Origin of the sequence: Cognatishimia sp. 1_MG-2023 (assembly GCF_030548175.1) — a bacterium.
GTDB lineage: Bacteria > Pseudomonadota > Alphaproteobacteria > Rhodobacterales > Rhodobacteraceae > Cognatishimia.
In genome coordinates this window covers 259682-272914 of sequence record NZ_JAUORX010000005.1, presented here as the reverse complement: position 1 = coordinate 272914, position 13233 = coordinate 259682, and the positions used below count along the sequence as shown (strand labels likewise).

Annotated in this window: 10 protein-coding genes; 2 read left to right on the top strand and 8 right to left on the bottom strand. The window is 54.6% G+C overall.

The annotated features are described in order from the left end of the window. Nucleotides 1-141 precede the first annotated feature (141 nt). From Q4544_RS11095 to recA, 5 genes are all read right to left on the bottom strand, one after another. A complete protein-coding gene (locus Q4544_RS11095) occupies nt 142-525 on the bottom strand; it encodes a VOC family protein (RefSeq protein ID WP_303506242.1) in 384 nt (127 codons plus the stop codon). Nucleotides 526-589: 64 nt separating this feature from the next. Then, the gene (locus Q4544_RS11090; RefSeq protein WP_303506240.1) at nt 590-985 is read right to left on the bottom strand and encodes a hypothetical protein; all 396 of its coding nucleotides are present in this window, start codon (nt 983-985) and stop codon (nt 590-592) included. A 14-nt stretch (nt 986-999) separates the two neighbouring features. Beyond that, nucleotides 1000-1287 carry a DUF1330 domain-containing protein gene (locus Q4544_RS11085; protein WP_303506238.1) on the bottom strand — a complete coding sequence of 96 codons (288 nt, stop codon included), beginning with the start codon at nt 1285-1287 and terminating at the stop codon, nt 1000-1002. Then, a complete protein-coding gene (alaS, locus tag Q4544_RS11080) occupies nt 1288-3939 on the bottom strand; it encodes an alanine--tRNA ligase (RefSeq protein WP_303506236.1) in 2652 nt (883 codons plus the stop codon). It lies immediately after the preceding gene. A gap of 138 nt (nt 3940-4077) precedes the next feature. Beyond that, nucleotides 4078-5160 carry a recombinase RecA gene (gene recA, locus Q4544_RS11075; protein WP_303506234.1) on the bottom strand — a complete coding sequence of 361 codons (1083 nt, stop codon included), beginning with the start codon at nt 5158-5160 and terminating at the stop codon, nt 4078-4080. Nucleotides 5161-5352: 192 nt separating this feature from the next. Between recA and Q4544_RS11070 the strand changes: the two genes are divergently transcribed. Beyond that, nucleotides 5353-5949, top strand: a complete 597-nt coding sequence (locus Q4544_RS11070; RefSeq protein ID WP_303506232.1) for a gamma-glutamyl kinase — start codon at nt 5353-5355, stop codon at nt 5947-5949. Here the strand turns inward: Q4544_RS11070 and Q4544_RS11065 are convergent. The 3 genes from Q4544_RS11065 to guaB all read right to left on the bottom strand — a co-directional run bounded on the left by Q4544_RS11065 (nt 5929) and on the right by guaB (nt 10963). Beyond that, nucleotides 5929-8238: an ATP-binding protein gene (locus tag Q4544_RS11065; RefSeq protein WP_303506230.1), complete on the bottom strand. Its 2310-nt coding sequence runs from the start codon at nt 8236-8238 to the stop codon at nt 5929-5931. The genes Q4544_RS11070 and Q4544_RS11065 overlap by 21 nt on opposite strands. A 115-nt stretch (nt 8239-8353) precedes the next feature. Further along, entirely contained in the window at nt 8354-9514 is a 1161-nt protein-coding gene (locus Q4544_RS11060; protein ID WP_303506228.1) for an RsmB/NOP family class I SAM-dependent RNA methyltransferase, read from the bottom strand. Beyond that, nucleotides 9515-10963, bottom strand: a complete 1449-nt coding sequence (guaB, locus tag Q4544_RS11055; RefSeq protein WP_303506226.1) for an IMP dehydrogenase — start codon at nt 10961-10963, stop codon at nt 9515-9517. 178 nt (nt 10964-11141) lie between these two features. On the opposite strand from guaB, the gene Q4544_RS11050 reads away from it, so the two are divergent. Next, nucleotides 11142-13184 carry an ASKHA domain-containing protein gene (locus Q4544_RS11050; RefSeq protein ID WP_303506224.1) on the top strand — a complete coding sequence of 681 codons (2043 nt, stop codon included), beginning with the start codon at nt 11142-11144 and terminating at the stop codon, nt 13182-13184. Nucleotides 13185-13233 lie beyond the last annotated feature (49 nt).

Genomic DNA, 13233 nt, shown 5'->3' with positions numbered 1-13233 from the left:
CGGGGCTTTAACTTACGCTTAACCTCCCCCCGCATGCGCGGACGCGCCCCGCTAAGTCTTTCGGTTATGGGTTGGGGGGGGCGCCCCCCCACACCCCGAGGTATTTTGATCAAGAAAAAGGGTGCCTTTGGGTGCCCTTTTTTATTTGGGTTTGTCGACGTGTTGGTCGATGAGGATTTTATTGCCGTCAGGATCCGTGACCGTGATGCTGGCAGGGCCTGTGCCGAGTGGATCAGTTGGCACTTCGATAAAAAGGCCTGCGGCTTTTAGGCGATCTTGGAGGTCACGTACGTCTTCGAAGGTTTCTTGGGGTTGGGCGTTTTGGTCCCAGCCGGGATTAAAGGTGAGGAGATTGCCCTCGAACATGCCTTGGAACAGGCCAATGACGGCATCGCCGTTTTTCAGGATGGCAAAGCCGTGTTCGGACATGTCGTGGTGGGATTGAAATCCAAGGGTTTTGTAGAACGCGATGGATTGAGCGAGGTCTTTGACCGAGAGGCTGACGGAAAAGGCTCCGATGGGCATGGGGTGTCCTTTCGAAATACAGGCCCAGCATGGCGTATTTCAGGGGCAGCTGGCAATAACGGGTTCAACGGGGGGTATCGTTGAATGGATCTGCGACGACCTGAAGTTTATCTTCATACAAAATGAAGCCAACGTGATCGGTCGTCAGGACGTCTATGCCGTAGCCCCAAATTTTGAGAAATTCGATTAATTCCCATGACTTAGAGATGTGTTCATGTGCATCGTGCTTGTACCAACTAAGGCCACGCGTCGTTTGCTTTTGCCGATGCGCTTGTTTTGACCGGGAGAATTTCTTGGGGATTGTCAGATTTTCACGAAACCACGATAATTGTGCTTCTAGATAGTCTGCGGACAATTCATCGAGGCGATCCGAATAACGCAGTTCGTAGGCTGCATCAAAAAATCCAGCTCTGGCATCCATACCCGAAATTGGGTTTGCACATACAAATCGAATAAACAAATGGGGTCCTTTGGCTAGTCTGATACCTCAATAATGGTCAGGCTGCGGGTTGAGGCGCCGTCTGCAAATGTGACGGCCTCTTGGTAGGCTGGGCTGCTATAGCAAGCCTGTGCGGTGGCGAGATCGGGGAACTTTACGATCGTGTGGCGTTGCCATTCTGTGCCCTCGAGCGTGGCGAATTCGGCACCTCGGGCGATGAAAGTGCCGCCCCCGTTTTCAATCACGGGAACGGCGCGTTTTGCGTATTCGGCGTAGGCCTCTGGATCAGAGACGTCGACGTGGCTGATCCAGAGCGCTGGCATTTACGCCTCTAGCACTTTTTCAGCGGCTGCGATTGCGGCATCCGCGTTTTCGGTGGACTTGGCGCCACCTTGGGCCATGTCAGGACGACCACCGCCGCCTTTGCCGCCGAGTTCTACGACCGCTGCGCGAACCAGATCGGGGGCTTTGACTTTGTCGATGAGGTCTTTGGTGACGCCAGCTGCGACGGCGGCTTTGCCGTCTGCATCAGCGATCAACAGCACCGCGCCGCTTTCGATGCGGGATTTATGCTCATCAATCAGCGCTGGAAGATCGCGGCCAGAGACGCCAGAGAGAACTTGAGCTACGAACTTTACACCGTTGATTTCTTTGGCTTCTGCGCCGCCACCTTGGCCTGCACCGCCAGACATCGCGAGTTCGCGGCGTAGTTGCGCGACCTCGTTTTGTAGGGCTTTGCGTTCGTCCATCAGGCCTTTGACACGGTCAACCACATCGGTTGGCTGCGCTTTGAGCAAGGCCAGAACATCGCCAAGGCGTGCTGCTTCGGCGGCTGTGTGCGCCTCGGCTGCGGCCCCTGTTAGGGCCTCGATCCGGCGCACGCCAGAGGAGGATGCGCTATCGCCCAGTAGGACGAAAGAGCCGATGTCACCAGTTTGTTTGACATGCGTACCGCCGCAGAGTTCAAGCGAGTAAGTGTCGCCATCCAAGCCCTTGCCGGTGTCGGCGCGGCCCATGGAAACGACGCGTACTTCGTCACCGTATTTTTCGCCAAACAAGGCCTGCGCGCCAATGGCGCGGGCGTCGTCTGGGGTCATAATGCGGGTTTCGACCGGGGTGTTTTGACGGATGTATTCGTTTACCTCGCTTGACACCTGCGCCAGTTCTTCGGCGGTGAGGCCTTTGGCATGGCTGAAGTCAAAGCGAAGACGATCCTCTGCATTCAAGGAACCACGCTGTGCGACGTGATCGCCAAGCGCGTTGCGCAGGGCTTCGTGCAGCAGGTGGGTTGCAGAGTGATTGGCGCGGATCGCAGAGCGGCGCGCGTTTGACACAGTTAGTTGTGCGCCCTGCCCTTTGGTGATTTCACCCTCGGTGATTTCAGCGATGTGAATGAACACGCCTTGGGCTTTTTTGGTGTCGGTGATCTTGGCTGTGCCAGTGTCGGTTTTGATCTCGCCAGTATCGCCAACCTGACCGCCGGATTCCGCATAGAACGGGGTTTGGTTCAGGATGATCTGAACCTTGCCGGTGGCTTTGTCAGTTTGTTCGCCCTCTGCGACGAGGGCCACGATCTGGCCTTCGGCAGTTTCGGTGTCATAGCCGAGGAAGTCGGTTGTGCCGTGTTCGTCAACGATGTCGAACCAGATGGTGCTGTCGGCGGCTTCGCCGGAACCGGACCATGCGGCGCGGGCTTTGGCTTTTTGTTCGGCCATAGCGGAGTCAAATCCGTCTGTGTCCACCTCTAGGCCCTTTTCACGCAGCGCGTCTTGGGTCAGGTCGAGTGGGAAGCCGTATGTGTCATAGAGTTTGAAGGCCGCGGCACCTGGAAGTGGTGCGCCTTCGGCGAGGCCGGTGACTTCGTCGTCCAGCAGTTTTAGGCCGCGATCAAGGGTTTGCTTGAAACGGGTTTCTTCGAGTTTCAGCGTTTCTTCGATCAAGGATTGTGCTTGGCCGAGTTCTGGATATGCGGCGCCCATTTGGCCAACGAGTGCTGGAACCAATTGGTGCATGACCGGGTCTTTCGCGCCCAAGAGGTGCGCGTGACGCATGGCGCGGCGCATGATGCGGCGCAGAACGTAGCCGCGGCCGTCGTTGGATGGCATGACGCCGTCAGCAATTAGGAAGGATGTCGAGCGCAGGTGATCGGCGATGACGCGGTGGTGCACGTTTTTATCGCCATATGGATCAACGGATGTGGCATGTGCGGAGGCTTCGATGAGCGATTTCATCAAGTCGGTGTCGTAGTTGTCGTGGCTGCCCTGCAGCAACGCGCCGATGCGCTCTAGGCCCATGCCGGTGTCGATGGACTGCATGTCCAGATCGATCATGGAGCCGTCTTCGAACTTTTCGTTTTGCATGAAAACGAGGTTCCAGATTTCGATGAAACGATCGCCGTCTTCTTCTGGGGAACCTGGAGGGCCGCCCCAGATGTGTTCGCCGTGGTCATAGAAGATTTCGGTGCATGGACCACATGGGCCGGTTGGGCCCATTTGCCAGAAGTTATCTGATGTCGCGATGCGGATGATCCGCTCTTCTGGAACGCCGATTTTCTTCCAGATGTCATAGGCTTCGTCATCGGTGTGATAGACGGTGACGTAGAGCTTTTCTTTTGGAATGCCGAATTCTTTGGTGATCAGCTCCCATGCGAATGGGATTGCTTGGTGTTTGAAGTAATCCCCAAAAGAGAAGTTGCCGAGCATTTCGAAAAATGTGTGGTGGCGGGCTGTGTAGCCGACGTTGTCCAGATCGTTGTGCTTGCCGCCGGCACGGACGCATTTTTGCGAGCTTGTGGCGCGGACGTAGTCGCGGGTTTCAACGCCGGTGAAGGCGTTTTTGAACTGAACCATGCCTGAGTTTGTGAACATCAACGTGGGATCGTTGCGTGGCACAAGAGGGCTAGAGGGCACAATTGTGTGGCCCTGTTTTTCAAAGTAGTTCAGGAAGGTCGACCGGATGTCGTTTAAGCTTGGCATACAACGGGCTTTCTGGCGGAATTTAACGTTTCCTGAACGGTTTAGCCCTGTCCTGCAAAGGTGTCCACTGTTGCTGTTAGGTAGATGTGACAAAGGCCGCGCTTTCCGGCACGGCCTTTGTTCAAAATTTCGCTAAACTTAGCTTTCGACGAGCGCGTCGTTGTCGTCTTCGCCTTTGGGCATTTCGAAATCTAGACCGTGGGCGCCGCGGATTTTATCCTCGATTTCAAGTGCCATGCGGGTGTTTTCGCGCAAGAAGGTTTTGGCGTTTTCACGGCCCTGCCCGATGCGTTCGTCCCCATAGCTGAACCAGCTGCCGGATTTATCGACGATGCCAGCTTTGACACCGAGATCGAGCAATTCACCCATCTTAGAGATGCCTTCGCCATACATGATGTCGAATTCAACTTGTTTGAACGGCGGTGCGACTTTGTTTTTCACGACTTTCACGCGGGTGGCGTTGCCGACCACTTCGTCGCGGTCTTTCAACGCGCCGATGCGGCGGATGTCGAGGCGTACAGAACTGTAGAATTTCAGCGCGTTACCACCGGTTGTGGTTTCTGGTGAGCCGAACATAACGCCGATTTTCATCCGGATTTGGTTGATGAAGATTACCATACAGTTTGAGCGGCTGATCGAACCGGTCAATTTCCGCATGGCTTGGCTCATCAAGCGGGCCTGAACGCCAACGTTGCTGTCGCCCATGTCGCCTTCGAGTTCGGATTTTGGTGTTAGAGCCGCAACTGAGTCAACGACAACCATGTTTACCGCGCCGGAACGCACCAAGGTATCAACGATTTCAAGCGCTTGCTCGCCGGTGTCAGGCTGCGAAATCAGCAGCTCGTCCAGATCAACGCCAAGTTTCTTTGCGTATTGTGGGTCAAGCGCGTGCTCGGCATCCACAAAGGCGCAAACGCCGCCTTTTTTCTGCTCTTCTGCAACGCAGTGCAGGGTCAGCGTGGTTTTACCGGAGCTTTCCGGGCCGTAGATTTCAATGATCCGCCCCTTTGGAAGACCACCGATTCCCAATGCGATATCAAGGCCGAGGGAGCCTGTTGAGGTCGCTTCAATCTCTGTGATCGCGCCGTCACCCAGCTTCATAATAGAGCCCTTACCGAACTGACGCTCGATCTGGGCCAAAGCGCTGTCTAGCGCTTTTTGTTTATCTGCGGACGCTTTGCTGCTTTTGCTGCTCATGTTTAATAAATCTGCCGTTGCCATTAGGTTGCCCTCCTTATTCCACACCCGCACGGATGCGGCAATGAGTGGCTTTGTTCTGGTCTTGTTCTTTTTCTTATGAGATCAAAACAAGAACATTTCAAGAATTTTCTTTCACACCCTACTTTTTCGGACATTGGTTAAACGTTAGTTTAGGTTGGCGAATAATACGAAAAATGTGATTGAGGCGCGTAAATGCTTGTTTTCTGGAAACAAAAACTGGTGATTTTGGCTGTTCCAAAAACCGGAACAACCGCTTTGGCTGAGGTTTTGGGGCCACAGGCCGATATTGTGGTGAATGATCCACCCGAGCTGAAACATGCGCCTTTGTTCCGCTATAACCGTTTTTTTCGGCCTATGTTCGAAAAAGCCTGCAAAGAAGACGGTATGGAAACCATGGCGATCATGCGTGAACCGGTGTCTTGGTTAAGCAGTTGGTATCGGTATCGCCGCCGGGATTTCATTAAGGGTAAGCGCACCTCTACCGAACATGTCAGTTTTGATGAGTTTTTGATGGAATATTGCAAAGAGGACCGCAAACCCTTTGCGAATGTGGGCAGTCAGGCCAAGTTTCTGGAGCCTCGGCCAAATGGCACCAAGGTTAATCACCTGTTTCGCTATGAAGATCAGGAGTCGATTCTTGGATTTTTAGAGGACCGGTTGGATCGCAAGATCGCATTAGAGCGTCGGAATGTGTCGCCCAAGATGGAACTTGCGCCCTCTGCTGAGGTTCTGGCCCATTTGCATGACGTTCGGCGGGACGAGTTCGAGCTATACCAAAGCATCCCGTGATTGCGCGATTTGCTGTTCGACTGCTGTTGAAAGCTCTGCCAGTGAAAATGGTTTGGGTAGGAACATAGAGTTATCCAAAGTGCCGTTGATTTCGGCAAAGCTTTCTTCGGCGTAGCCAGACATAAAGATGACCCGTGTATCAGGCCGGATTTCGCGGGCCTGTTTGACCCAGGTTGGGCCATCCATGCCAGGCATGATCACGTCTGACACGAATAGGTCGATGTTGAGTGACGGATCTTCGAGCATGGTTAACGCGTTTTCGGCGCAGTCGGCCTCTAGCACGGTGAGGCCTTTGAGACGCAGGGCGCGAGAGGCAAAGGCGCGTACTGGTGCTTCGTCCTCTACCAGTAAAACGACGCCCTCTTGGGGTGGCGTGGCTTCTTTGATGGGTTTTGGGGCGTTTTGTGTGGCCTCTGCTTTGCTGTCGCTGGCTGGGAAGTAAAGCCTGAACGTTGTGCCTTGATCGACGACGCTGTCTAAAAAGATGAAACCACCGGATTGTTTGACGATTCCATAGGCTGTGGAGAGGCCAAGACCGGTGCCCTCGCCCGTGCGTTTGGTGGTGTAGAAGGGTTCAAAGACTTTGCTTTTCTTATCGTCCGAAATGCCGGTGCCATGATCAATGACGCACACGCTGACGTAATCGCCACAGGGCACGACGGCGTTATCGCGACTTAGAGGGGCAGAAAGGCAAAGGTTTTCGGATGTGATTTCAATGTCACCGCCATCTGGCATCGCATCGCGGGCGTTCACCACAAGGTTCATCATGACCTGTTCGAACTGCTGGCGATCCACATTGATGGGTTTTAGGTTTGGCTCATGCTGGACTTTGAGGCGGATTCTCTCGCCCACCAGCCGATTGAGTAACCGACTGAGATTAGAGAGAGAGTCGCGCAAATCGAGCGTGACAGGCCGGAGTGTTTGCTTGCGTGAATAGGCCAGAAGTTGACCCACCAGCGCTGCGGCGCGGTTGGCGTTTTGATAGATTTGCGTGAGGTCGGCATAATCTGGGTCGTCTTCGTCATGGCGCAGTAGCAACAAATCGCAGTGGCCAGAGATGGCGGTTAATAGGTTGTTGAAATCATGTGCCACACCGCCGGCAAGTTGGCCGATAGCCTGCATCTTTTGGCTTTGGACAAACTGCGCCTCTAGCGTTTTTAGCTCTGTTGCGTCGTTGATGACGGCAAAGAGCGCGGTTTCCTGACCGTCGGATAAACGGCCAAGGGTGACCTGCATATAGGCTTCGCGATCGTCGCGTTTGAGGCGTAGGAATTCGGTTAGGCTTTGGGCGCGGCCTGCGGCGGCTTCGGTGAGCCAGTCGCGCAAGGGGCGGCCCAAACCCTCCATCACGTCAGAGAGGTGATGGGCCTGTGCTAGTGTTTCACCCAATAAATGACGAGCGAGGCTGTTTACCATTAAGATGTCACCATTCACGTTTGTCTTTAGAATGGGCACTGGCAGGTCTTCGAATGAAAGGCCCGTGTTGGGGATTTCATGATCTTGGGCGGGCACGATATAGATTTCACGCCGCCCCCCGCTCAGGGCTTTTTCCATTATAAAGCAGTTGGATATGCCCGTGCTCGTATGCACCACATTCATATCAGAAGCGTTTAGAATGTCCTTTTGAAAGACATCTGATAGCTTGGTTTTACGCTCGCCCAGAAAGGTACGGGCGGCGGCGTTCATGAAGAGGATTGTACCGCTGGACGCGGCTGTGAGCATGGGAATGATGGGGCCGGATTCGGAGTGTGAATCGGTGCCATTGCGCGGGGTGATCGACCAAAGGAAAAGCCCCTGCTCTAGTTGGGCGACGTCTAGAACGAATGAGCCAAGGCGCGTGAGGATGCGTTCGGAAATATGGCCATCAAAACCTGCGGCCTCTTGCAGGCGATTGATCAAATTCTCGCTGTCCAGCATCTGGCCGTTCATCACTTCGGTGATGGTTTCGCCAAGCATCATGGCATCATAGGCTGCGGGGTTCTTGTGCAGGATCGCGCCGGTGCTGCTTGCGATTAGACGCGGGGATTTATCATGTGCGATGGCCAGTGCTACCGTTTCAGTCGCGCGTTGTGTCGCGGATTTTCGAAAGACTTTAAGCGATGCGGTTATGGCCATTGCAACAACAATGCCGCCAGCTGCCCAAATCGGTGTTGCGGGATCTTTGGAAAAAAGCAGAGCGAGTTGGTAGCTGAGAAATACGATGAGTGCAGAGAACAACCCGAGCGCTAAGCGTTTGGGAATGCTGCGTTGATGTTTAGGTACGAATAATTGCGATCCGGGCGCCGTCACAAGGACAATTCCTTTCCGACTAGTAAGCCGAGGCAAAGGTTTCAAAAATATATTAACAATTCCCAAAGAGGATAATTCCCCTTTAGGTTGAAAATCAACAATCTATTTTCGAAAATTAGGCGAGTGGCGCTTGTAGCAATGCGGTGAAGAAACCATCGCAGCCATCCAAAGGTGTCCAGCTTTTGCGATATTGCTGGGTCCAACCGCTATTTTGCGCGAGGAAGGCATCAATTTGCTCTGCGTTTTCCTGATTTAGAAACGAACAGGTCGCATAAGCGAGATAGCCGCCCGGGCGCACATGGGCTGCGGCTTCTTGTAGGATGTCTTGTTGGAGGGCGACAACTTCGTCCAGATCAGATTGGGTCAGTGCCCATTTAGCGGCGGGATCGCGTCGCCATGTGCCGCTGCCAGAGCATGGGACATCGCAGAAAATAAGGTCAAATGGGGCTGCGTCGCTAATTTCGGCGGTCTTAAGAATTTTTGCTTTGATGCCAGCGCGATAGGTGCGGTCTGTAAGGTCCTTTAGGCGGCTTTCAATGGCGTCATGTGCGAAGAATTCAGCATGGCTTCGGCCCGCCATAGCAAGCAGTTTGCCACCGCCACCGGCGCAATAATCCAGAACGCGCATGTCGTCAGTCAGTGGCAATAATTCAATTGCGGCTTGGCTGGCGGCGTCTTGCAGTTCGACAAGGCCGTCTTTGTAGGAGTCGCTGTTTTTGATCCGGCGCGGGTTTTCTGTGATTTCAATGGCGCTTTCGCTGGCTGGGTGTGGAATGCCTATGATGGCTTCTTCTTTCAGCTCTTCGATGGCGGTTGCGCAGTCGTTCTTGCGCAGGTTTGCACGCACGATGACCGGCGCACGGTTGCGCATGAGCTGTTCGACTTGCGCAAAGTCATCCCCCAAGGCCGCAGTCAAATGCGGAACAAGCCAGTCGGCCTGATCGACAACATCAGTTGCGTCGCCTGCTGTTTGTTCATCATCCGTTAGCGGGTCTGCAGCATAGGGTGGACCGGTGAATAAATCTGCGGGATCAACGCCTTGTTTGCGTAAAAGGCCGATCATCAGGGAACGACCGCCCTGCCCGTTACCTAGAGCGGCACAGGTGTTTTTCTGGCGTAATACGTCAAAGACATGATCGCGGATGGCGGCGCGATCTTTGGAACCCGCAAATCGAGAGCTGCGGGCCCAATTGGTTAGGGTGCGTTCTGCTGGCGCGCCTTCAATGATTTTATCGAGCAGCTCAATAGCTGTCTGAACGCGCGCCGCAGGTGTCATTTAGCCAACCCTATAGTTTGGAGATTCACGTGTGATTTGCACATCGTGAACGTGGCTTTCTTTCAAGCCGGCACCGGTGATTTTAACGAAGTTGCAGTTCTTGCGCATGTCTTCGACAGTTGCATTACCTGTGTAGCCCATCGCTGCGCGCAGACCGCCCACCAGTTGGTGGATCACGTTGCCGGCTGAACCTTTGTAGGCCACCTGACCTTCGATGCCTTCTGGGACCAGTTTGTCGCTGGCGGCGTCTTTTTGGAAATAGCGATCGGCTGACCCGCGTGCCATGGCACCCAAAGAGCCCATGCCGCGATAGGATTTATAGGAACGGCCGTTGTACAGGATCACCTCGCCCGGAGATTCATCGGTGCCCGCGATCATGCTGCCAACCATAGCGCAAGATGCGCCCGCGGCGATGGCCTTGGCGAAGTCGCCAGAGAACTTGATACCGCCATCCGCGATGACAGGAACGTCGCCGGCTGCCTTTGCGCAATCCATGATTGCGGTCAGCTGTGGCACGCCAACACCGGCCACCATACGAGTGGTGCAAATGGAGCCCGGGCCGATGCCGACTTTTACGGCGTCAGCACCCGCTTCGATCAATGCTTTGGTTGCGGCGCCTGTTGCGACGTTGCCTGCAATGATCTGCACGCCAGAGTTCAACGCCTTTACACGTTTCACAGCGTCGATCACGCCTGCAGAGTGGCCGTGAGCCGTGTCGATCACGACAATGTCTACACCCGCATCAATCAGGGCCTCTGTGCGGGCAAAGCCGCTGTCGCCCACGGATGTCGCTGCGGCAACGCGGAGGCGTCCGAGGTCATCTTTGCAGGCTGTTGGATTAAGAACCGCCTGTTCGGTGTCTTTCAACGTCAGCAAGCCGGTCAGTTTGCCATCGCCATCCACGATCAGCAGCTTTTCGATACGGCGAACACGCATCAGGCTTTTGGCCTCTTCCAGATCCGCAGGCTCTTGCAGCATGGCGAGGTTATCGGTTGTCATCATGACAGACACTGGTGTGTCGTCAGATTCAGCAAAACGCATGTCGCGGTTTGTGACGATGCCCTGAACGCGGCCTTCGTCGTCCACAACCGGGAAACCGGTGACACGGTAGCGTTCCTGTAGATCTTTGGCGTCTGCCAAGGTTTGGTCCGCTTTCAGCGTGATCGGGTTGTAAACGATGCCGCTTTCAAAGCGTTTGACGCGGCGCACTTGATCGGCCTGCTCTGCGGCGGTCAAGTTTTTGTGGATCACGCCAATGCCGCCAGCCTGTGCAATGGCGATTGCCATGCGGGCCTCGGTTACGGTGTCCATCGCCGAGCTGAGCAAGGGGATATTCATCGATATGGATTTGGTCACGCGGGTACGTGTATCCGCTGTGCTTGGCAGCACATCTGAAGCGCCGGGAACCAGTAAAACATCGTCGAAGGTAAGAGCCTCACGAATCTCCATCACACATCTCCTTGGTGGGGTCGTTTGGCGCTTCGCTATTGCATGTTTGTCTAAGATGGGAAACCCCCAAAGTCGGAATTCTTGCCGGGAATTGAATGCAAAATGCCGCGGGATGCCTTTCCAATTTCAACAAAGCCCCTATTGTCGCGCGATAACGACAGAATGACAGGTGCTTCACATGAGCCGCGATCCTTTGGTTATCTTTACGCCCTCTGGCAAACGAGGGAATTTCCCGGTTGGCACGCCGATCTTAACGGCGGCCAGACAATTGGGCGTAGATTTGGATTCCGTCTGTGGCGGACGCGGCATTTGTTCGAAATGTCAGATCACCCCTTCTGCCGGTGAATTCCCAAAGCACGGGGTGACCGTGTCGGAGAATGCGTTGAGCGAATGGAATTCGGTTGAGCAGCGATATCAGGACAAACGTGGCCTGAAGGCAGGCCGCCGGTTGGGCTGTCAGGCGACGGTGCAAAGCGATGTCGTGATTGACGTTCCACCAGAGAGCCAAGTGCATCGTCAAGTTGTGCGTAAGCGTGCGGAAGCGCGGGACATTGTGATGAACCCCTCTGTGCGGATGTATTATGTCGAGGTCGAAGAGCCTGACATGCACAAGCCATCCGGTGATTTGGAACGGTTGAAGGCCGCGTTGGCGGATCAATGGGACTTGTCAGACGTTAAGGCCGATTTTTCTATTTTGCCGGGTATGCAGCCCATTTTGCGTAAAGGGGATTGGAAGGTCACCGTTGCCGTGCACGATGGCAATGACGGTCTGGCGCCTCGGATCATGCATCTGTGGCCGGGTTTCTATGATGGGACCGTCTATGGTCTTGCCGTTGATTTGGGGTCGACCACCATTGCCGCGCATCTGTGTGATTTGAAAACTGGCGAGGTTGTCGCCTCTAGCGGGATCATGAACCCGCAAATCCGGTTTGGCGAAGACCTGATGAGCCGCGTAAGTTACGGCATGATGAACAAAGGTGGCGCGGCCGAGATGACGGCGGCTGTGCGTGAAGGCATGAATGCCTTGTTTGATCAGATCACGACGGATGCGTCGATTGACAAGACCTTGGTCATGGATGCGGTGTTTGTCTGTAATCCAGTGATGCATCACCTGTTTCTTGGAGTTGATCCGTTTGAATTGGGACAGGCCCCTTTTGCCTTGGCAACAAGTGATGCTTTGTCGTTGAATGCCAAAGACTTGCAGCTTGAACTTCACCCATCGGCTCGGGTTTATCTGTTGCCCTGCATTGCCGGACATGTGGGTGCGGATGCGGCGGCTGTGGCGCTGTCTGAGGCTCCGAATAAATCCGAAGACTTAGTCTTGGTTGTTGATGTGGGCACCAATGCCGAAATCCTTTTAGGTAATACATCCAAGGTCTTGGCCTGCTCTTCTCCTACTGGTCCAGCCTTTGAAGGGGCGCAGATTAGCTCGGGGCAACGTGCAGCCCCTGGAGCGATTGAACGGGTCGAGATTGACCCGGTGACCAAGGAGCCCCGGTTCCGCGTTATTGGGTCTGACATTTGGTCCGATGAGCCGGGATTTGATCAGGCGATTGCGACCACTGGCATTGGCGGTATCTGCGGTAGCGGGATCATTGAAGTGATTGCCGAGATGCGGATGGCGGGCATTCTGGATGCCTCTGGCTTGATTGGCTCGGCGGAGCAAACGGGCACCGCGCGTTGCATTCAGGACGGACGGACCCATGCCTATATGCTGTGGGATGGATCAGCGGATGATGGTCCGGTGATTACAGTGACCAACCCAGATATTCGCGCGATTCAGATGGCGAAGGCCGCGCTGTATTCCGGAGCGCGGTTGTTGATGGATAAATTTGGCGCGGCGACTGTGGATCGTGTGGTGCTGGCCGGTGCCTTTGGGGCGCATATCTCTGCCAAACACGCGATGGTTTTGGGAATGATCCCTGATTGCGAGCTGGATAAGGTCACAAGTGCGGGTAACGCAGCCGGAACTGGGGCGCGGATTGCGTTGCTGAATACAGAGGCGCGGCGCGAGATTGAGCAGACCGTGCGTGAGATCGAAAAGATCGAAACCGCCGTTGAGCCACGCTTTCAAGAGCATTTTGTGAATGCTTCAGCAATGCCGAATTCGGCAGAACCTTTTCCGATTTTGGAAAGCATTGTCACCCTACCCAATGTGAGCTTTAACACAGGTGGTGAAGGTGGTGGTGGCTCTGGTCGCCGCAGACGGCGCCGGGGTTGATAGCCCACCAATATAGGACATTGCGCCGTTTATGATTGTGATGGGCTTG